General features: G+C 36.9%; 21 protein-coding genes. 9 read left to right on the top strand and 12 right to left on the bottom strand.

Annotated elements, in window-relative coordinates; genetic code table 11:
* Positions 1 to 36: 36 nt before the first annotated feature.
* Together EPI11_RS01080 and EPI11_RS01075 are read right to left on the bottom strand one after the other, a co-directional pair.
* Complete coding sequence (locus tag EPI11_RS01080; protein ID WP_128388110.1) at positions 37 to 408, bottom strand: RNA recognition motif domain-containing protein; 372 nt, start codon at positions 406 to 408, stop codon at positions 37 to 39.
* A 159-nt stretch (positions 409 to 567) separates the two neighbouring features.
* Positions 568 to 1044 carry a DUF6252 family protein gene (locus EPI11_RS01075; RefSeq protein WP_128388109.1) on the bottom strand — a complete coding sequence of 159 codons (477 nt, stop codon included), beginning with the start codon at positions 1042 to 1044 and terminating at the stop codon, positions 568 to 570.
* Positions 1045 to 1273: 229 nt separating this feature from the next.
* On the opposite strand from EPI11_RS01075, the gene EPI11_RS01070 reads away from it, so the two are divergent.
* The 3 genes from EPI11_RS01070 to EPI11_RS01060 are packed head-to-tail and all read left to right on the top strand — an operon-like array spanning position 1274 to position 3138.
* Entirely contained in the window at positions 1274 to 1828 is a 555-nt protein-coding gene (locus EPI11_RS01070; RefSeq protein ID WP_128388108.1) for a 30S ribosomal protein S16, read from the top strand.
* 17 nt (positions 1829 to 1845) lie between these two features.
* Positions 1846 to 2376: a ribosome maturation factor RimM gene (gene rimM / locus EPI11_RS01065; protein WP_128388107.1), complete on the top strand. Its 531-nt coding sequence runs from the start codon at positions 1846 to 1848 to the stop codon at positions 2374 to 2376.
* A 57-nt stretch (positions 2377 to 2433) separates the two neighbouring features.
* Entirely contained in the window at positions 2434 to 3138 is a 705-nt protein-coding gene (locus EPI11_RS01060; RefSeq protein ID WP_128388106.1) for a tRNA1(Val) (adenine(37)-N6)-methyltransferase, read from the top strand.
* Positions 3139 to 3140: 2 nt separating this feature from the next.
* Here the strand turns inward: EPI11_RS01060 and EPI11_RS01055 are convergent, their stop codons facing one another.
* Positions 3141 to 3938 (bottom strand): tetratricopeptide repeat protein, encoded by a 798-nt coding sequence (locus EPI11_RS01055; protein WP_128388105.1) that lies wholly within the window; start codon positions 3936 to 3938, stop codon positions 3141 to 3143.
* A 163-nt stretch (positions 3939 to 4101) separates the two neighbouring features.
* Here EPI11_RS01055 and EPI11_RS01050 point away from each other — a divergent pair, with 163 nt between their 5' ends.
* The 5 genes from EPI11_RS01050 (at position 4102) to EPI11_RS01030 (ending at position 11406) form a co-directional block, all read left to right on the top strand.
* A complete protein-coding gene (locus EPI11_RS01050; RefSeq protein ID WP_128388104.1) occupies positions 4102 to 5280 on the top strand; it encodes an acyl-CoA dehydrogenase family protein in 1179 nt (392 codons plus the stop codon).
* A gap of 198 nt (positions 5281 to 5478) precedes the next feature.
* Positions 5479 to 6363, top strand: coding sequence for a hypothetical protein (locus EPI11_RS01045; RefSeq protein ID WP_128388103.1), 885 nt, complete (start codon positions 5479 to 5481; stop codon positions 6361 to 6363).
* 259 nt (positions 6364 to 6622) lie between these two features.
* Complete coding sequence (locus EPI11_RS01040; RefSeq protein ID WP_128388102.1) at positions 6623 to 7408, top strand: DUF3050 domain-containing protein; 786 nt, start codon at positions 6623 to 6625, stop codon at positions 7406 to 7408.
* A 255-nt stretch (positions 7409 to 7663) separates the two neighbouring features.
* On the top strand, positions 7664 to 9709 hold the full coding sequence (locus tag EPI11_RS01035) for a M43 family zinc metalloprotease (protein WP_128388101.1): 2046 nt from the start codon (positions 7664 to 7666) through the stop codon (positions 9707 to 9709).
* Positions 9710 to 10059: 350 nt separating this feature from the next.
* Entirely contained in the window at positions 10060 to 11406 is a 1347-nt protein-coding gene (locus EPI11_RS01030; RefSeq protein WP_128388100.1) for a M43 family zinc metalloprotease, read from the top strand.
* 102 nt (positions 11407 to 11508) lie between these two features.
* Here the strand turns inward: EPI11_RS01030 and EPI11_RS01025 are convergent, their stop codons facing one another.
* From EPI11_RS01025 to trmB, 7 genes are all read right to left on the bottom strand, one after another.
* On the bottom strand, positions 11509 to 11832 hold the full coding sequence (locus EPI11_RS01025; RefSeq protein ID WP_128388099.1) for a 2Fe-2S iron-sulfur cluster-binding family protein: 324 nt from the start codon (positions 11830 to 11832) through the stop codon (positions 11509 to 11511).
* A 66-nt stretch (positions 11833 to 11898) separates the two neighbouring features.
* A complete protein-coding gene (locus EPI11_RS01020) occupies positions 11899 to 12951 on the bottom strand; it encodes an NAD(P)/FAD-dependent oxidoreductase (protein ID WP_128388098.1) in 1053 nt (350 codons plus the stop codon).
* Positions 12952 to 13058: 107 nt separating this feature from the next.
* Positions 13059 to 13298: a NifU family protein gene (locus EPI11_RS01015; protein ID WP_128388097.1), complete on the bottom strand. Its 240-nt coding sequence runs from the start codon at positions 13296 to 13298 to the stop codon at positions 13059 to 13061.
* 2 nt (positions 13299 to 13300) lie between these two features.
* The gene (locus EPI11_RS01010; protein WP_164879093.1) at positions 13301 to 14431 is read right to left on the bottom strand and encodes an Mrp/NBP35 family ATP-binding protein; all 1131 of its coding nucleotides are present in this window, start codon (positions 14429 to 14431) and stop codon (positions 13301 to 13303) included.
* Between the two features lie 303 nt (positions 14432 to 14734).
* Positions 14735 to 15070 carry an MGMT family protein gene (locus tag EPI11_RS01005; RefSeq protein ID WP_128388095.1) on the bottom strand — a complete coding sequence of 112 codons (336 nt, stop codon included), beginning with the start codon at positions 15068 to 15070 and terminating at the stop codon, positions 14735 to 14737.
* Positions 15071 to 15079: 9 nt separating this feature from the next.
* Positions 15080 to 15715, bottom strand: a complete 636-nt coding sequence (locus EPI11_RS01000) for a LysE family transporter (protein WP_128388094.1) — start codon at positions 15713 to 15715, stop codon at positions 15080 to 15082.
* Position 15716: 1 nt separating this feature from the next.
* The gene (gene trmB, locus EPI11_RS00995; RefSeq protein ID WP_128388093.1) at positions 15717 to 16391 is read right to left on the bottom strand and encodes a tRNA (guanosine(46)-N7)-methyltransferase TrmB; all 675 of its coding nucleotides are present in this window, start codon (positions 16389 to 16391) and stop codon (positions 15717 to 15719) included.
* 94 nt (positions 16392 to 16485) lie between these two features.
* Between trmB and EPI11_RS00990 the strand changes: the two genes are divergently transcribed.
* Positions 16486 to 17547, top strand: coding sequence for a glycosyltransferase (locus tag EPI11_RS00990; RefSeq protein ID WP_164879092.1), 1062 nt, complete (start codon positions 16486 to 16488; stop codon positions 17545 to 17547).
* Here EPI11_RS00990 and EPI11_RS00985 read toward each other — a convergent pair.
* Both EPI11_RS00985 and EPI11_RS00980 read right to left on the bottom strand, forming a co-directional pair.
* A complete protein-coding gene (locus tag EPI11_RS00985) occupies positions 17521 to 18564 on the bottom strand; it encodes a sensor histidine kinase (protein ID WP_128388092.1) in 1044 nt (347 codons plus the stop codon). The two genes, EPI11_RS00990 and EPI11_RS00985, sit on opposite strands and share 27 nt — an antisense overlap.
* Positions 18564 to 19247 (bottom strand): response regulator transcription factor, encoded by a 684-nt coding sequence (locus EPI11_RS00980; protein WP_128388091.1) that lies wholly within the window; start codon positions 19245 to 19247, stop codon positions 18564 to 18566. Before EPI11_RS00980 ends, EPI11_RS00985 begins: the two co-directional genes overlap by 1 nt.
* Positions 19248 to 19342: the final 95 nt, after the last annotated feature.

The raw sequence follows: 19342 nt of genomic DNA, 5'->3' as shown, positions 1-19342 counted from the left end.
CCCGATGGGTGGTTTTCTGTAACTAAAGCCTTTATATTAGTAACGGCTGCTTCCGCCACGGTTGTATCCGCCACGGTCACCACCTCCACCACCACCGCGGTTGTTGTCTCTATTGAAACCTCCACCACCGCTACGGTTGTTGTTAAAAGTCCTTCTCTCACCTTCCGGTCTTGGCTCGCTTTTGTTTACAACGATAGCTCTACCTTGAACAGTTGCTCCGTTAAGCTCGTCAATAGCTTTTTGAGCTTCGTCATCGTTTGGCATCTCAACAAAACCAAAACCTTTACTTCTGCCAGTAAATTTATCTGTAATTATTTTTACAGACTCTACAGCACCATAAGCCTCAAAAGACTCTCTTAAATCTGCCTCCTCAATACTGAACGGAAGGCTTCCCACGAATATATTCATAAAAAAAAATTATTTGTTCGGTGTTTATACCATACAAATGTAAACTTATTTCGTTATAAAACAACTTATTATTTTTTTTTAATACAATTTTATCAACCTATCTCCCTGATAACCATAAAAAAACCGCCTTAAAGGCGGTTTATATATAATTCGGTTTACTTATGGCGCAACCTTAATTGGCACTTTGTAAAACACACCTTCCTGAAAATTAATTGTAACCCCTGCATCACTCACAGCGTTAAATCGAAAAAAGCCCGATATATACCCTTTAGTTGTATCGGTATTATCTGCAGAAATAGTTATAAGCCCATTACCCAGATCTGTACCTGTTTGATAAAACTCTTCAATTCCATCTACAGATAAAGCATATGTTGCCTTATTTGCCACTCCTGTTCCAAGTACATACTCACCAGGTGTTACAGATGTTGTTTTTAATATCACTGTTTCAAAACCATTTGTAGCTGTCAGCGTTAATGCATTGCCTGTTCTAACTGCAGAAAACTCTGTAGCTTTCCACAATACTTTCTCTGCACCTGTACCTTTAATAGACTGCACTGCCGGGGTGTTGAACTTTACATCTTCTTCACATGAGGTAAACGCAACCAACAATACTAAGAGTGATAAAATTTTTTTCATTATTAAAAAGTTAGAAGGGGTAATTCAAATTTTACAACGACAAAAATAGTTTTTTATGGAATATATCCTAATCAAAATAAAATAAATCACAATAAAAATTAATTAATCAAGAAATCTATGCCGTAAAAATCATAAAAAACGACACACAAAGCATTTGTTTGCTAAACTTTTATATCTTTGCACCCTTAATTAACAGAGGTCGTGTACCTCAAAACTAATCTTAAAGATTATGCCTGTAAAAATTAGATTACAAAGACACGGTAAAAAAGGAAAACCTTTTTACTGGGTAGTAGCAGCGGACAGCCGCTCTAAAAGAGATGGTAAATTCCTTGAAAAAATAGGAACTTACAATCCAAACACTAACCCTGCAACGATTGATTTAGATCTTGACAGTGCTGTACAGTGGTTACACAATGGTGCACAACCTACTGATACTGCAAAAGCAATCCTATCTTACAAAGGAGCTTTACTTAAACACCACCTTGATGGAGGAGTTCGTAAAGGTGCCCTTACTCAAGAACAGGCTGATGCTAAATTAGCTGCATGGCTTGAAGAAAAAGCTGGAAAAGTTGGTGCTAAAAAAGACGGACTTACATCTGCACAAGCTGACGCGAAAGCAAAAGCTTTTGCTGCTGAAAAGAAAGTAAACGAAGACCGTATTGCTGCAGCTAAACAAGCTGAAGCTGACGCTAACAAAACAGAAGAAGTTGCAACTGAAGAGGCTGCAGAAGAAACTGTTGCTGAAGCGACGTCTGAAGAAAGCAACGAAGAAACTCAAGCATAATTTTTTAAAAGCGGTACATGCGTAAAGAAGATTGTTTCTATTTAGGTAAAATCGCTAAAAAATTTAGCTACAAAGGTGAAGTCCTTATCTATCTGGACACTGACGAACCTGAGTTATACGAAAACATGGAATCGGTGTTTGTTGAATTCAACAAACACCTGGTTCCATTTTTTATTGAAAGCTCCTCACTACATAAAGGAGACTTTTTAAGAACCCGATTTGAAGATATCGACAATGAAGAAGAAGCAGACAAAATAATGGGATGTGAAATATACCTGCCATTATCTGCATTGCCAAAACTGGAAGGTGATAAGTTTTATTTCCATGAAGTTATAGGCTTTGACGCCGAAGATCAACGTCTTGGTGTTATTGGTAAAATTGTTTCTATTAACGACAGTTCTGCCCAGCCTCTTTTTGAAATACTAAAAGGCGATATCGAGATTTTAGTTCCAATGATTGATGACTTCATTGTAAAGATAGACCGCGAAAACAAAAAGGTAGTACTTAATACTCCCGAAGGTTTAGTAGATCTTTACCTTAATAGTTAGATATTTATTGACACGGTTAAATCCGTCTCATTTCATTACTCATTCTCAATATTCAAAATGTTCCAATTCAAGCAATTCTCTGTTAATCAGGACAAATGCGCCATGAAGGTAGGCACCGATGGTGTATTACTTGGTGCATGGAGCCCACTGGAAAACATACCTTATAGTATATTAGATATTGGAACCGGCACCGGAGTTATCGCTCTTATGCTTGCACAGCGCAGCAATGCCGAGCAAATTGATGCGATGGAAATTGATGATGATGCCTACGAACAAGCTGTAGACAATTTTGAAAACTCTCCTTGGGGTGACCGGCTTTTTTGTTATCATGCCGGCTTGGATGAATTCATGGAAGAGCCGGAAGACGAATATGATCTTATTGTTTCTAATCCCCCTTTTTATACCGAAGATTACACTTCCGGAGACGAACAGCGTGACAAAGCACGCTTTACAGCATCACTCCCTTTTGAAGATCTCATTGAAGCTGCCGATTTATTACTATCCGAAAATGGCATTTTTTGTGTAATTATCCCTTTTAAAGAAGAAGACAGTTTTATTGCACTCGCTAAAGAGTTCGATCTTTTCCCTTTTAAAATTACAAGAGTTAAAGGCACACCTACTAGCGAAATTAAGCGAAGTATGATTGCTTTTAGCAGGAATAAACGCGAAATAATAATAGACGAGCTTATTATTGAAACTGCGCGTCATGAATATACATCTGAGTATATTGCACTCACAAAAGATTTTTATTTAAAAATGTAATCCTATTTTGGCCACATTACCTGATAAGGATATGTTTCGTAAACAGCATTATCTTCATTAATAGTAAAACCGCTTTTAGCATTTGCCCTAGCTTCTTTAAATAAACTCTTAGCTTCCTGCTCTTTTCCCTGCTCCATAAGAATAATTGTCTTATAATATTTTACATCTGAAAATTCAGCATATATTTTAAGCGCCCTGTCAAAAACAACCAACGCTTCATCATACTTCTTTTTCTCATATTTACATATCCCTAAATAGAATAAAGCATTGGGATGCACCCAGTCTTCTCCATTTTTTTGCTGCATATCATTTATATAATTCGTCAGCAGCTTTTCAGCTTCATCGAATTCGTTAAGCTGTAAGTAACAAAGTGCTATATAAAAATCATACGTATGATCCATTACATACCTGTTTCCATACTCCTTTTTACAATCACTAAAATCTTTTAGTGCATCCCTGTAATTTTTAGAAAAAATACATTTTATAAACGCTCTGTAATCAAGATATCTTTCTCTATCATACATAACAGCTCTATCAAGATCAATCATACCAAGCTCATACTTGCGCTGTTTAAAACGAGGCATGGCTTTTTGCTGCCATAAATAGGCAATAGTAGGATCAATTTTAAGACCGGCATCAAGGCAGTCCTGCCATTCTGAAGAAAAGTAATGATGTTTTTGAGCACAATTATCAGCATACTCTTCTACTATAGCCTGCTGCTTCTCTTTTATTGTTTTTATTCCTGTTTGTGCACGACCCGGAATTACAAATAGAAAAAATGGAATTATAATTCTATACATTAAATATTTAATTAGAATGATTAGCAGACCTATTTATTAAGAATAGCCGTCTAAAACGTTTTCGATGTACAAATTATTTGATTTTTTATCGGAAATACAACAAATTTTTATTGATTTGTTAGAATACTTAATTACTTTTGCTCCTGTTTAAAAACTAAAGCAAATGAGACCCGATCTATTCCAGGCACCCGATTATTACCTTTTAGACGAACTTCTGTCTGACGAACATAAAATGGTGCGCGACGCAGCCCGTGAATGGGTTAAGCGTGAAGTATCTCCAATTATAGAAGACTATGCCCAAAAAGCTGAATTCCCTAAGCAAATCATTAATGGTTTAGCCGAAATTGGCGCTTTTGGTCCTTATATCCCTGAAGAATATGGCGGAGCAGGTCTTGACCAAATTTCTTATGGCCTGATCATGCAGGAAATAGAAAGAGGTGATAGCGGCGTTCGTTCTACAGCATCAGTTCAATCATCTCTTGTTATGTACCCAATATGGAAGTACGGTAACGAAGAGCAACGTATGAAATACTTACCTAAACTTGCTTCTGGTGAATTTATAGGCTGTTTTGGTCTTACCGAGCCTGATTATGGTTCTAACCCAGGTGGTATGGTAACTAACTTTAAAGATAAAGGTGACCATTATTTACTTAACGGTGCTAAAATGTGGATATCTAATGCACCTTTTGCAGACATCGCAGTAGTATGGGCTAAAGATGAAAGCGGCCGTATTCATGGGCTAGTAGTAGAGCGTGGCATGGAAGGTTTTACAACTCCTGAAACTCACAATAAATGGTCATTAAGAGCTTCTGCTACAGGAGAGTTGATTTTTGACAATGTTAAAGTTCCTAAAGAAAACCTGTTACCTAACAAATCTGGTCTTGGCGCACCACTAGGATGTCTTGACTCTGCACGTTATGGTATTGCATGGGGCGCTATAGGTGCTGCAATGGACTGTTATGATACTGCTTTGCGCTATGCAAAAGAACGCATTCAGTTTGACAAACCTATCGCTGCAACACAATTACAACAGAAAAAACTTGCTGAAATGATCACTGAGATCACTAAAGCGCAATTATTAACATGGAGACTTGGTGTACTTCGTAATGAAGGAAAGGCTACTACAGCACAAATCTCTATGGCAAAAAGAAACAACGTAGACATGGCTATCAACATAGCTCGTGAAGCACGTCAGATTCTTGGCGGAATGGGTATTACTGGTGAATACTCTATCATGCGCCACATGATGAACTTAGAAAGTGTTATTACTTATGAAGGTACTCATGACATCCACCTGCTAATTACAGGTATGGATATTACAGGCCACGCTGCTTTTAAATAAAATTATCACTGCACTTTGTGCACACAAATATAAAATCCCGCTACTGAATTTCAGTAGTGGGATTTTTTTTTGGATTTCATCGATAAAAACCTACAAACAACTGATTATCAATTCAAAAAACACGTGTCATATTTTTTTTATTTATCTTCAATTAGAGTTTATTTTAAACCTGTATTATCAACCAAAACCAACATAATTATGAAAAAAACAATTTATGGATTATTATTCCTTTCTTTAGCCGGAGTTGTTTCCTGTGAAAAGGAATCTTTCGAACAAAACACAGAAGCAACAACAGGAACTCGAGAAAATTTAGAAAAAGCCAACACCAAAAATTATGCAATAGGGTCAAATCCTATAAGTTTGCAATTACTAAGAAAGCAGTACACTTTTGGTACTCCCTCTGTCTTTGGCTCCGGAGCATCATTAAATGATTTATTATATTATGGCGTGGGAGCCTATGATGATGATATAGCCGCATTAGGCAGAACAGACACTAACTTTTCAGATATTACATATCGATCAGGAATAGGAAACCATAAATACGGTCTTGTAAAACTTAACGGAGCAGATTTTTTGCTGGATGAAATAGAATTAATTGACGATGATATTAATAAATTATTTGGACTGCGTGGCGGACGCATCTATAAATTAACATACAATACCAGTACAACAAATTTTGACGCCTCTTTACTATTTACTTATCCTGGTCCGCCTTTAGATATTGCGTTGAGAAGATTTACAATTGCCCCATATGCTAACAATAGTAATTTCATAAGAATATATAGTGCAAAATCTATTGCTTCGCAACAGGGGCAGCCGCCAGCAATGACTACATTAAGCTATATTAATCTAAATACAGTATCCTTACTTCAGTCTCAACCCATAAATGTTACAACACCAATACCCGGAATGGGCGATTTAAGTTCATTTACAGCTATTGATTACCTTAATACATCTGGGATAGCACCACAATATTATATTGTTATTGAAAAAGAAATTTTTCAGATTGTATCAACAGATTTGATGGTTACATCAATCTATTTTGACAATCCTGTAAATGATTGCAGTTTTTATAACCGCTAATATTTGTAATATTCTTTTCACAAGAGCCATTCACAAACAAGTGAATGGCTCTTTGGTTTAAAAAAAAAGTTTTCAACAGAAAACCTTATCGTTATTATAGACGTAAATTACAGCAAACTTTTAACTCAATATTATTAAGCTATTTAGCGTTATAAATACGCATCAAGCAAAATTAAGGCACTATTCTTGTATTGATAAAATCGATATAAAAAAGACCTATAATAAATTAAGCTTTTTTAAATTTGTAAAAATTTCTGCTATGAACATCGCTACTATTAACAATAGCATCCAGCCCCAAAAGGAACTACTGTTACAACACTCTTTATATGGCAACGTAAAAACCATAGATGACCTTAGACATTTTCTTGAAGGACATGTATATGCCGTTTGGGACTTTATGTCACTGCTTAAAGCACTCCAAAGTAAACTTACCTGCACAACCACACCGTGGCTACCAGTGGGCAATCCTGAAATTCGCTATCTTATTAACGAAATTGTATTGGCAGAAGAAACCGATATTAATAGTGAAGGAAAAAGACAAAGTCATTATGAAATGTATCTGGATGCTATGAAAGCCTGCGGAGCAGACGTTATCGCTATAGAAGATTTTTTAAATGATGTAGAAGCAACTCAAAACATCTTTGTATCTATTAAAAAGAGTAATCTGCACGAAGACATTAAAGCATTTATAGATTTCACTTTTAGAGTTATAGAACAAGGTAAGCCTCATGAAATTGCTGCAGCTTTTACCTTTGGGCGTGAAGACCTCATACCTTCTATGTTTACCGAAATACTGAAGAACTTTCAGAACAATTTTCCGGAAACCAATCTGGACAAACTTATCTATTATTTTGAAAGACACATAGAACTGGATGCAGACGAACACGGGCCAATGGCCATGCAGATGATCTCAGAGCTATGCGGCAGTGATATCCAAAAATGGAAAGAAGTAGAAGATATATCCATCATGGCGCTCGAAAAAAGAATAGGGCTATGGAATGCACTTGAAGAAAATATAGTACATCACGATATGGCATCGCTATAAAATATCTAATCCCGGTCTTTCCGGGATTTTTTATACTACTCAATTACCACTTAGTTATTGGTAAAGTAAAAATGTCCCAATTTTACAATTTTAAACACTCATTCATTCTCATTTTTGCATAGATTAATAAAGTTAGTGCAACACCTAAATTTATTTAACATTTAAAAAGCATAATTAATAACGGTACCCGAAAAAAACTGTAATAAAACCACTACAATACAGTATTTTTGGCACCAGATAAATCTATTATTACCAATGAAAATGAATACTACTTTAAAAACAGGTTTAGTTGTTTTTGCCAGTTGTTTTAGTCTTGCAGCACATGCACAGCAAACGCCCTCAGAATCAAAAAAATTTGGCAAGCCCTTTATTACCGCTTCAAAATACTGTGGAACGGTTGAATATGAAAAACAATTAAGAGAGAACAACCCTAAAAGAGCCGAAAACGCAGCATTTGAACAATGGCTTGCACCAAAAGTAGCCGAAGTAAAAGCAAAAAGACTTCAAAAAAACGGACAGGGAACAAATCAGGTTGTTACTATTCCTGTTGTATTTCATGTTATACATAATGGAGATGCTGTAGGTGAAAATGAAAATCTTTCTGAAGAACGTATCCTTTCTCAAATAAGAGTATTAAACGAAGACTATAGAAGAGCTGCCGGCACCCCTGGATTTAACAGCAACCCTGTAGGAGCAGATATGGAAATTGAATTCTGCCTTGCAAAGCGTACTCCCGAAGGATTACCAAGTAATGGTATAGTGCGTTATAATTTTGGCGACGATAACGGATGGCTTCAAAATGAGGTAGAATTAATAAAACCACAAACACAGTGGGATCCTTCAAAATACCTTAATATATGGGTAGTTCAGGAAATTGTTACTCCGGGCGGATGGCTTTCAGGATATGCACAGTTCCCTACAAGCTCAGGATTACAGGGAATAGACGAAGTTGAAGGGTTAACATTTACTGCCAATACAGATGGTGTTGCGATAGGCGCACGTTTTGTAGGTTCTGAAGATTATGCACCGGAAGGCCCTTTTGAAGAAACAAGAAATATGGGTAGAGTTGCAACGCACGAAATCGGTCACTTCTTTGGTTTAAGACACATTTGGGGAGATAGTGACAGCTGTGATACAGCTACCGATTTTTGTGATGACACTCCAACTGCGCTTCATTCAAACTATTTCTGTCTGCCTAATCTTGACTCATGCCCTGACAATCTGGGTTTAGATATGATACAAAACTACATGGATTACACTCCGGACGACTGTCTTAATATATTTACCCAAAACCAAAAAGACAGAATGCTGGCTGTATTGGCAAATTCGCCACGCAGAAAAACCCTTGCAACTGCAAATAGCTGTACACCCGGAACTGCAACCCTTAATAATGAAGGCGGCATTTATTTGCTTCCTTTCAAAACCAATTGTGGTAATGCTTTCTCTCCTGTATTCTCGCTTCGCAATAATGGAAGCAATGCTATAACATCTGCAGTTATCAATTATAAAATAGATAATGCTGCACCTACAACATATACTTGGACAGGAACTCTTGCTGCTGGTGAAGATACAAGGATTGAGCTTCCGCAGCTTGCTGTACAGCAAGGCAGCCATACCTTTACTATAACTTTAACAACTGTAAATGGTCAGGCAGATACTATTGCAGCAAACAATACAAGAATAAACGAATTTACATTCAGTCCGGTTCCACAGGGATCTATTTATGAGACAGAAACCATTACCGTTACTGTACAGACTGATGCAGCCGCATCTGAGGTGTCATGGTTACTAATGGATTCGAATCAAACTGTAATAGCTCAGGGAATATATGAAGATAATCCTGCGGGAGTACTTGATGTACGTGAAATACCTGTAGGTGAAAATTCATGTTATGTATTCCTTATAATAGATGCAGGAATGGATGGAATACCTGGCGGTCATTATTCTGTAAAAACAAGTAATGGAACTACAATCCTGGACAAAGACGGTGACGATATCCAATACATTGACTACGTACAATTTGCGACAAACATCGTTTTAAGCAATAAAGACATCGAGAAAACGCTAAATAATATTAAACTTTACCCTAACCCGGCAAACAGCATACTTAATATTACAGTATCAGACAATAATATGCCTGAAGGGTATACAGTGTACAACAGCCTTGGGCAGGTAATGGACAGCGGTGCTATCACTACCACAACACAAAGCCTTAATATTGCTGGCTATGCAAATGGGGTTTATTTCGTAAAACTGGCTAAAGATGACCATTCTAAAACACTTCAGTTTATTAAATATTAAACCTATAATACATTAAAAAAAGGTCCGTAGCTGAGCTACGGACCTTTTTTTAATGTATTCAATTTGAAAAAGCTTAAACTTTTTTTATGAAAAATTTAAGAAATAACAATTTATCATATTCATAAAGAATACAGTTTTTAACAAATAAAAAATATCTATTTAGCATTAAATCGCGTGTTTTATTACTTAACATAACAATTATTTTACCAAAATTTAAGCATTATTTATAAGAGTCTTATTATAAACCACCCTCAAACATAGAAGTACCATTATAATTTAACTATATTTTTTTTTTATTTATACTGAATTTGAATAACTTGCCCCACTTTAAAAAAAACTAATAACTGAAAATGAAAAAAAACATTACTCTTAGAGGTGCAGCATTAGCGGCATTTTTATCGGTTTCATTCATGTCTCAAGCACAGGAACAGCCAAGGAAATTTGGAAAGATTCCGATGACTCTTAATGAATATGGAGCTATCAGATGTGCAACTACTGAAAACGAACAGATTCTTAGTGAAAGTTATTCTACAAGAGCAGATAAAGCACAATTTGAATCATGGATATCACAAAAAATGCAGGAAGGCGCATTAGAGCGTGATCCAAAATCAGGTAATGCAATTTATATGATTCCTGTTGTTGTTCACGTAATCCATAATGGAGATGCTGTAGGTCAGAATGAAAACATTTCTGATGCACAGGTGGAATCTCAGATTAGAGTATTAAATGAAGACTTTGGAGGAATGATAGGAACTCCTGGTGAAGATTTATCCGGAGGACTGGGAGGAGATACTCAAATAAGATTTTGTTTAGCCAAAATAGATCAATTTGGAAGCCCTACAAATGGCATTGACAGAGTTAATGGATTCGTTGCTACTTACAATGACAGAGATTCTGTAGAAGGTATAAAATCAGATACTTCTTGGGATCCAACAAAATATTTTAATATCTGGGTAGTAAACTGGGGTGGACAAATTTCAGATTTATTAGGTTATGCACAGTTCCCTACACAAACAACTTTACAAGGTGTACCTCCTGGAGGATCAAATTCAACTGACGGTATCGCCATATGCTATAGAAATTTTGGTTACACAAACCCTTCGAGTGCAGCACCTTATAACAGAGGTAGAACTGCTTCTCACGAAGCGGGTCACTTTTTGGGTCTAAGACATATTTGGGGTGATGATGGCGGTTGTAACTCTACTGACTATGTTGCTGACACTCCGGTTGCTAAAGAAGAAAACAGAGGTTGTAATGAAGGATATGATTCATGCCCTACTCAACCAGGACTTGATATGGTTCAAAACTACATGGACTATACAAATGATGCATGTATGTATCTTTTCACTAAAGGACAGGGAGTAAGAATGAGAACAGTACTTGATAATTCTCCAAATAGAAAGAGCTTACTTACTTCTGGGGTTTGTGGAACTGCATCGTCTCAAGAATTCCAATACTTATTAGAAACAACAGTATATCCTAATCCAACACAAGATGTATTAAACATTTCTGTTGCTAGTGAGAACATGCCAGACAGTTATACAATCTTTAACAGCCTTGGACAAACGATCACAACAGTTAACAATGTTACAAATGCTAGCCTTACTGTAAACACTTCTGCTTACAGCAATGGTATCTACTTTATTAAAATAAATAAAGGTGCTGAGTCTAGAACAATCAAATTTGTTAAAAACTAACGATAACAATCGTACTCTATAAAAAAGGCGTTCCATAACTGGAACGCCTTTTTACTTTATTAATAACTGTATTAAAAACAGACTCTAAATTATATTCTTCTCTTATTCCGGGGCAAGTTCCAGTTCAAGCCCATCGAGCTCTACTGTAATAGGTATCTGGCATCCCAATCGGCTGTTAGACTTTACGTAAAATGCTTCAGCAAGCATTGCATCTTCATCCTGACCCATTTCAGGCAATGCTACATCATTAAGCACATAACACTGGCAGGATGCACACATAGCCATACCACCGCACACACCAATAGTACCTTCTGGTGCCAATTCGTATGAACGGCAAAGTTCCATAACATTCATAGCCATATCGGTAGGTGCCTGTACTTCGTGCACAATACCCTCCCTATCGGTTATTTTTATTGTAATATCCATATTATGTTTAAGGTTAACCGTTCAGTAACTTAGACTTACATCTTCAAAATCCTAATCTCAGACTAACTATTCTATCGATTTAACTACTTGTTTTTCGGCTTCCTTTCTTGTACCGTCAAAACCATCAATACCACTCACAGTAGTATATTTAAGGACATATTTCTTGCCCGGATTAAGCTTATTAAACACACTCTGGCACATTAATGTTGCTTCATGGAAACCACAAAGTATTAACTTTAATTTGCCTGGATAAGTATTAATATCACCTATGGCATATATACCTTCAATATTCGTTTGATAGTCTAATGCATTATTTACCTTGATCGCATTTTTCTCTATTTCAAGACCCCAGTTTGCAATTGCACCAAGTTTTGGTGTAAGTCCAAATAGTGGAATAAAATAATCGGTTTCAATAGAGCTGTGTGCGCCATCAATTTCAAGATCAAGTGCCTCTACACGCTCAGCACCACGAATACCGGTAACTTCAGCAGGAGTAACAAGATGAATTTTACCCGCTTTTTTAAGTTCTTGTACTTTTTCTACAGAATCCAATGCTCCCCTAAACTCATTCCTACGGTGAACAAGTGTTACATGAGAAGCTACATCGGCAAGGAAAATACTCCAGTCCAGTGCAGAGTCACCACCACCGGCAATAACAATGCGTTTATCACGGAAAAGTTCAGGATCTTTTACAAAATACTCAACTCCTTTATCTTCATAAAAAGCGATATCTTCAATAAGTGGTTTTCTTGGTTCAAAACTACCAAGACCTCCGGCAATAGCCACAGCCTTAGCATGATGTTCTGTACCTTTATTAGTTGTTACTATAAAAGTGCCATCTTCCAGTTTTTGTATGGTTTCGGCTTTTTCATTAAGTGTAAACCCAGGCTGGAACTGCTTAATTTGTTCCATAAGATTTGTTACCAGGTCACCAGCAAGTACTGATGGAAATCCGGGAATATCAAAAATTGGTTTTTTAGGATATAATTCTGCTAATTGGCCACCCTGCTGAGGAAGAGCATCGATAATGTGGCATTTTAATTTTAGCAATCCAGCTTCAAATACGGTAAAAAGCCCGGTAGGACCTGCACCGATTATTAATATATCTGTTGTGATCATTGTTGTTATAGGGTAAACAGTTCTAAAGCAAAGATCTTTAAAACCATTTTTAATATTTATGATAATTATCAGCTTTATAAAAAAGCCGCCGGTACAACGTTAATTTACTAAGCTACGTTTACAACCGTTTCTATTTGAGGTACATGTTTTTTAATAGTAGTCTCTACACCTGCCTTCAATGTCATTTGATTAACACTGCAGCCTACACAGGCACCTTCCAGACGTACCTTTACATGCTTGCCGTCTTCTATACCAACAAGTGTAATGTTACCTCCATCTGACTCAAGAAAAGGACGAATCTCATCAAGAGCCCTTTCTACACTAAGCGTAATTTCTTCTGTAGTCATTATTATTTCTTTTTAACTGCTGAACAGCCAGCCATTGTAGTTATTTTAATTGCCTCAGTAGCCGGAAGGTTTTCATTCCTGTTTACAGTTTCCTGTACTACATTACGGGCTAGTTCCTCGAACGAGGCCTCAAGAGGAGTAGCGGTTTGTAAAGCTGCGGGACGACCATAATCGCCTGCTTCACGAATGCTTTGTACCAATGGAATTTCTCCTAAAAATGGTACATCAAGATCTTCGGCAAGGTTTTTTGCACCTTCTTTTCCAAAGATATAGTATTTATTATCAGGAAGCTCGTCCGGAGTAAAATAAGCCATGTTTTCTATAATTCCCAGCACCGGCACATTAATGCTTTCCTGCTGGAACATAGCAACACCTTTCTTTGCATCGGCTAAAGCTACCGCTTGCGGTGTACTTACCACAACAGCTCCTGTAATAGGCAGTGACTGCATGATAGATAGGTGAATATCTCCTGTTCCCGGAGGAAGGTCGATCAACATAAAGTCAAGCTCACCCCAATCAGCATCAAAGATCATTTGATTAAGCGCTTTAGATGCCATAGGTCCACGCCAGATTACCGCCTGTTCCGGGCTTGTAAAAAAGCCTATAGACAGTATCTCTACACCATAACTGGTAATAGGTTTCATTTTTGATTTTCCGTCAACCATTATAGATATAGGGCGTTCTCTTTCTACATCAAACATAATAGGCATAGAAGGTCCGTAGATATCAGCATCCAGTACACCTACTCTAAAACCCATTTTTGCTAATGTAACAGCAAGGTTAGCTGTAACTGTAGATTTTCCAACACCACCTTTACCAGATGACACAGCAATAATATTGCTTATACCTGGTATACCCTTACCTTTAATTTCGGGTTTTTCCGGTGCTTCTACTTTTACATTTACCTTTACTTTCGCATCGGCAGATACTTTTTCATGAATGGTTTTAACAATATCAGCTTCTGCTCTTTTACGAATGTGCATAGCAGGGGTTTGCATAACAAGTTCTACCACTACCTCATCGCCAAAAGTAAGCACGTTTCTCACAGCGCCGCTTTCTACCATATTTTGCCCTTCTCCGGCAAGTGTTATAGTTTCAAGTGCCTGGAGTATCTCTTTTCTATCAAGTTTCATAATATATAGCTTTCATTTACAGTCTTTTATTAAGACTGATTTCAAATTGCAAAGATAGTAGGAAAACTTGATACAATAAAGTTTTGTGACTTAATCATTTTATTGTTTTTTCTTAATTAACACCCCACTTCCCTATATAGTACTCATAGTAAAAAAGACAATAAAAAACACATCTATAATTTGCTGATTATATAGCACAAACCCCACCCCTTTTTTAAAGCGTCACAAATAGCAAGATGAATGAAATTAAAAACAGGTTTTACATACTACACAGGTATGTCAGATAGAAATAGGAATAAAAAATTAGACACCCAGCTCTTTAACGGGATCCCAAAGGCATTTTTCAAAGTTAACAACCTTGTGTTCTTTTACTTTTATTCCTTCACTTTCCAGCAGTTGCTGCATAAGGTTCGTTCCTTGAAAATGATGTTTTCCGGATAGTAATCCTACGCGGTTTACCACACGATGTGCAGGTACATCTTCACGACCATGACAGGCATTCATAGCCCATCCCACCATTCTTGCCGATCGTGCTGCTCCAAGAAATTTTGCAATAGCTCCATAAGACGTTACTCTGCCATAAGGTATCAGCCTCACTACATCATATACCCTCTCAAAAAAATTATCTTTGTCAGGCATAATAGCAGTTTAATGGTTACGAATCATTTTTATGATAGTAATAATCGAAATAAGCCCTGTGACCGAGCCCAGAAGATAATTGATGTTTTCCATAAAAAAATCGGTCTTGTGTTCAACTTTTTTAAAGAAAACAATATACAGGTAGAATACAGAGAACGATCCTGCCACTACTCCGATAACGAATAAAAAAATAAATAACGGAGTAAAATAAAAATAGCTGTGCTTTGAAAGTGATACACTAACAAAGACATAATAAGGTATTGGAAAAAAGTTAAGTGCAGAAAGTAATGCGCCCAGAAAAAAATTACCGGTACGGCTGCCCGGCTTCACCACTTCCTTATCTTTTTTCTTCTTCTTTTTCTTGGCAATAAAAAAAAAGAAAATGGTAAGTGACGCAAAAATAATCAAGCCGGCTTCCTCGAGTATATATATTATATCGGGTCGGCTATTAATAAATTTTGCAAAAGATACCGCAATATACGTTTGAAAAAAAACAACGGTTGTTGCTCCAAGAGCAAATATAACAGCCCGTTGTCTCCCCTCCTTTAGGCCAATTTTAGCTGCAGTCATATTAATAAGCCCCGGAAGGGCTATACCTGCAGCTGAAATAACGATACCTAAAATTAATGGAAGGATTATCTCCATATTACTTGATTTTAAACCTGATGTAAGTTATAGGTTTATTTTGTTCAAGATACTGCTTTTCATAAAATGTTTGTATAGCAGTAACAATTTCCGGACTGCCTTCGTTTTTATAAACATTATGATTAGCATATACCACTTCATGACCTTCACCATGAAGGAGCCCTAGTGTATAACCATGCATAAATTCGCTATCGGTTTTAAGGTTTACTACACCATCCGGTTTTAGTATTCTTTTATAGCGCTGTAAAAATTCGGTATTGGTTAACCTGTGTTTGGTTCGCTTGTATTTTATCTGCGGGTCCGGGAAAGTAATCCATATCTCAGACACTTCGCCTTCTGCAAAGAAATTCTCTATAAGTTCGATCTGTGTGCGAAGAAATCCTACATTATGCAGGCCATTTTCTACAGCAGTTTTAGCTCCTCTCCAAAAACGGGCGCCTTTAATATCGATACCAATAAAATTATTTTCAGGATAACGTTCTGCAAGACCTACAGAATATTCGCCTTTACCACAGCCCAGCTCCAGTATAATAGGATTCTCGTTTTTAAAAAAATCACTACCCCATTTTCCCTTTAGGTGAAAGTTTCCCTGCACAGCTTCTTCCCTTGACGGTTGCAGCACGTTGCCAAATGTTTCGTTTTCCCTAAAGCGCTTAAGTTTATTCTTGCTTCCCACTACTTAATTTAAATTTTTGGTAAAATTAGGGAAATATACGACACTGGAAATAATTTTAGATTGCACTTATTAAATAGTTATTAAAAACACGCAATTGATACTGAAAAAGAGAATCCTTGTTGCCCCGCTCAACTGGGGTCTTGGCCATGCCACACGCTGCATACCGATTATAGAAGCCCTGGAAAATCACGGATTTGAACCCATTATCGCATCAGACGGTGCTGCCCTGGCACTGTTAAGAAAAGAATTCTCGCATTTAACTGCGCTCGAACTGCCTTCTTACCCTATTGAATATGCTAAAAAAGGACTCTTTTTTAAACTAAAAATGATCAGCCAGACGCCTGATTTCCTTAAAGCTATAAAAGAAGAGAAAAGAGCCATACGCAAAATCGTAAAAGAACATGCAATTGGCGGTGTAATATCAGACAACAGGCTGGGCGCTTATTCCAATAGTGTACCATCGGTAATTATAACACACCAGCTTAATGTGCTAACCGGAACTACAACATGGATTACTTCCCGAATACACCATATATTCATTAAAAAATATAGTGAGTGCTGGGTACCCGATGTTGATAATGGACTTAACCTGTCGGGTAAAATAGGCCATACCTTTAACGAATCACTTAATATAAAATACATAGGCCCTTTAAGCAGGCTGCATAAAAAAGCGGTTGCTAAAAAATATGACCTCATGGTAATACTGTCAGGCCCTGAGCCACAACGTACTTTTTTGGAGGATAAACTAAGAATAGAACTTAGTGATTTTACAGGCAAAGCGATCTTTATAAGCGGTGTAGTAGAACCTAAAGAAGTTATAACCGAGACAAAGCACATTACCTTTCATAACTTTATGAATAGCGCAGCACTGGAACAGGCTTTTAATGAAAGTGAACTTGTAGTTTGCAGACCGGGCTATACTAACATTATGGATTTAGCACAACTGGGTAAAAAAGCATTTTTTATACCTACGCCCGGGCAGTATGAACAGGAGTACCTGGCCAGAAAATTAAAGAAGTCCAGATTAGCACCATATGCCACTCAAACCGACTTTAAAATAGAAGATCTGCACAAGGCAGATCTTTATAAGGGATTAAAATATGTAGCAGATGATGTAAAATGGAAAGACTTATTTTGTCTTTTCGAGGGTAAATGAAAATTCAGATCCCACTCCATACTTACTCTCTACATACATTTTTTCTTCATGAGCTTCTATAATGTGCTTAACGATGGCAAGGCCAAGACCTGAGCCACCTTCTGTACGCGCACCACTTTTGTCTACACGGAAAAAACGTTCAAACAAGCGTGGTATATTCTTTTTCTCTATACCCTCACCATTGTCTTTTACTCTAATGATGATTTTATTATTCACCAGATCTTCAATACTCACCTCTGTAGTACCATTCTCTTTACCATACTTTATAGAGTTGACAACAAGGTTTGTTACTACCTGCTGAATTTTTTCCTGATCACCATATACCATTATTGGCTTTATGTACTTCATGTCAAACATAAGCATAATACCTTTTATATCGGCCTTCATTTCAAGCAGGTCAAACACATTTTGTATTACCTCAACAATATTAAATCGTGTAGAATTAAGGTTAATAGTACCTACTTCCAATTTCGTGATCATATCAAGATCCTGCACAATATAAATAAGGCGTTCAACTCCTTTTTCGGCACGCTGCAGGTACTTTTTACGAAGCACCTTATCGTTCATTGCTCCGTCAAGCAGTGTCAGTATATAACCCTGAACGGTAAATAACGGTGTTTTTAGCTCGTGCGATACATTCCCTAAAAATTCCCTACGGTATTCTTCACGAATCTTAAGAGTTTCTATTTCAATTTTCTTATCTCTGGCAAATTTCTCTACCTCTCGGGTAAGGGTAGCCATATCTGTAGTAATTGATTTGTTTCTAAAAGAACTCGATTCTAGTAAAGAAACGTCATCATATATTTTTTTTACCCTGCGGTAAATAAAACGTTCTACCCTGTATTGCAACACAAAAAAAGAGAATATAAAGAGTGAAATGGAAAACAGCAATACAAAATTCCAATTTAACTCCATTAGATAATACATCAAAACCGCCAGGAAGGCGGTAGAGAATATTGAAATATAAAGTGCCGATTTTACGGCAAACCTATATGTTTTTTTAAAATTTATCGCCACTAAACTTCGAGTTTGTACCCCACTCCTTTTATAGTTTTAAACAATTCTTCGCCTATTTTTTCACGAAGCTTTCTAATATGCACATCTATGGTTCTTCCACCTACAACCACTTCATTACCCCATACTTTATCAAGAATTTCTTCTCTCTTAAATACTTTACCCGGTTTTGACGCCAGCAGGTAAAAAAGTTCAAATTCTTTTCGCGGAAGCACAATTTCTCTGTCTTCCATAACAATTTTGTACTCTTCGCGGTTAATCTCTATAGTTCCTACGCGCAGTACATCTTCTTTAGCCTCATCATCTTTAAGCCTGCGAAGTAAAGCTTTCACTTTGCTTACCAATAATTTTGGCTTAATAGGTTTTGCTATGTAGTCATCAGCACCGGCATCAAAGCCAGCCACTTGTGAGTAATCTTCGCTTCTTGCAGTAAGAAATGTAATGATTACGTTACTAAGCTCCGGTATTTTCCTAATGTTCTCTACCGCTTCCATCCCGTCCATCTCTGGCATCATCACGTCTATGATAATAAGATGAGGAAGTTCTTTCTTAGCTTTAGCTACGGCTTCTCTTCCATTGCTTGCTGTGGTAACCTGGTAGCCTTCCTGAGTAAGGTTATAGCCTACGATTTCTAGGATATCCTGTTCATCGTCAACCAGTAAGATCTTGATCTCTTTTTTCTTCATAATGGCAATTCATCTATGTTTTGTGGCCGTAAAGGTAAAGATAATACAAAACCATCAAACGTGTTAACGGTAATTTAATGTCTTAACAATTTAAT

This window comes from Flavobacterium cerinum (assembly GCF_004028155.1).
Classification (GTDB): domain Bacteria; phylum Bacteroidota; class Bacteroidia; order Flavobacteriales; family Flavobacteriaceae; genus Flavobacterium; species Flavobacterium cerinum.
The sequence above is the reverse complement of the archived record's forward strand: the minus strand, read 5'-3'. Positions and strand labels throughout refer to the sequence as shown.

Excerpts from the sequence above, each read along its gene's own strand:
- EPI11_RS01000 (WP_128388094.1), bottom strand. The coding sequence starts at position 15,715 with ATGGAGATAATCCTTCCATTAATTTTAGGTATCGTTATTTCAGCTGCA.
- EPI11_RS01025 (WP_128388099.1), bottom strand. The coding sequence starts at position 11,832 with ATGGATATTACAATAAAAATAACCGATAGGGAGGGTATTGTGCACGAA.
- EPI11_RS01055 (WP_128388105.1), bottom strand. The coding sequence starts at position 3,938 with ATGTATAGAATTATAATTCCATTTTTTCTATTTGTAATTCCGGGTCGT.
- EPI11_RS01005 (WP_128388095.1), bottom strand. The coding sequence starts at position 15,070 with ATGCCTGACAAAGATAATTTTTTTGAGAGGGTATATGATGTAGTGAGG.
- EPI11_RS01075 (WP_128388109.1), bottom strand. The coding sequence starts at position 1,044 with ATGAAAAAAATTTTATCACTCTTAGTATTGTTGGTTGCGTTTACCTCA.
- EPI11_RS01010 (WP_164879093.1), bottom strand. The coding sequence starts at position 14,431 with ATGAAACTTGATAGAAAAGAGATACTCCAGGCACTTGAAACTATAACA.
- EPI11_RS01015 (WP_128388097.1), bottom strand. The coding sequence starts at position 13,298 with ATGACTACAGAAGAAATTACGCTTAGTGTAGAAAGGGCTCTTGATGAG.
- EPI11_RS01020 (WP_128388098.1), bottom strand. The coding sequence starts at position 12,951 with ATGATCACAACAGATATATTAATAATCGGTGCAGGTCCTACCGGGCTT.
- EPI11_RS01070 (WP_128388108.1), top strand. The coding sequence starts at position 1,274 with ATGCCTGTAAAAATTAGATTACAAAGACACGGTAAAAAAGGAAAACCT.
- EPI11_RS01050 (WP_128388104.1), top strand. The coding sequence starts at position 4,102 with ATGAGACCCGATCTATTCCAGGCACCCGATTATTACCTTTTAGACGAA.
- EPI11_RS01080 (WP_128388110.1), bottom strand. The coding sequence starts at position 408 with ATGAATATATTCGTGGGAAGCCTTCCGTTCAGTATTGAGGAGGCAGAT.
- EPI11_RS01040 (WP_128388102.1), top strand. The coding sequence starts at position 6,623 with ATGAACATCGCTACTATTAACAATAGCATCCAGCCCCAAAAGGAACTA.
- EPI11_RS01060 (WP_128388106.1), top strand. The coding sequence starts at position 2,434 with ATGTTCCAATTCAAGCAATTCTCTGTTAATCAGGACAAATGCGCCATG.
- EPI11_RS00980 (WP_128388091.1), bottom strand. The coding sequence starts at position 19,247 with ATGAAGAAAAAAGAGATCAAGATCTTACTGGTTGACGATGAACAGGAT.
- rimM (WP_128388107.1), top strand. The coding sequence starts at position 1,846 with ATGCGTAAAGAAGATTGTTTCTATTTAGGTAAAATCGCTAAAAAATTT.
- EPI11_RS01035 (WP_128388101.1), top strand. The coding sequence starts at position 7,664 with ATGAAAATGAATACTACTTTAAAAACAGGTTTAGTTGTTTTTGCCAGT.
- EPI11_RS01030 (WP_128388100.1), top strand. The coding sequence starts at position 10,060 with ATGAAAAAAAACATTACTCTTAGAGGTGCAGCATTAGCGGCATTTTTA.
- EPI11_RS01045 (WP_128388103.1), top strand. The coding sequence starts at position 5,479 with ATGAAAAAAACAATTTATGGATTATTATTCCTTTCTTTAGCCGGAGTT.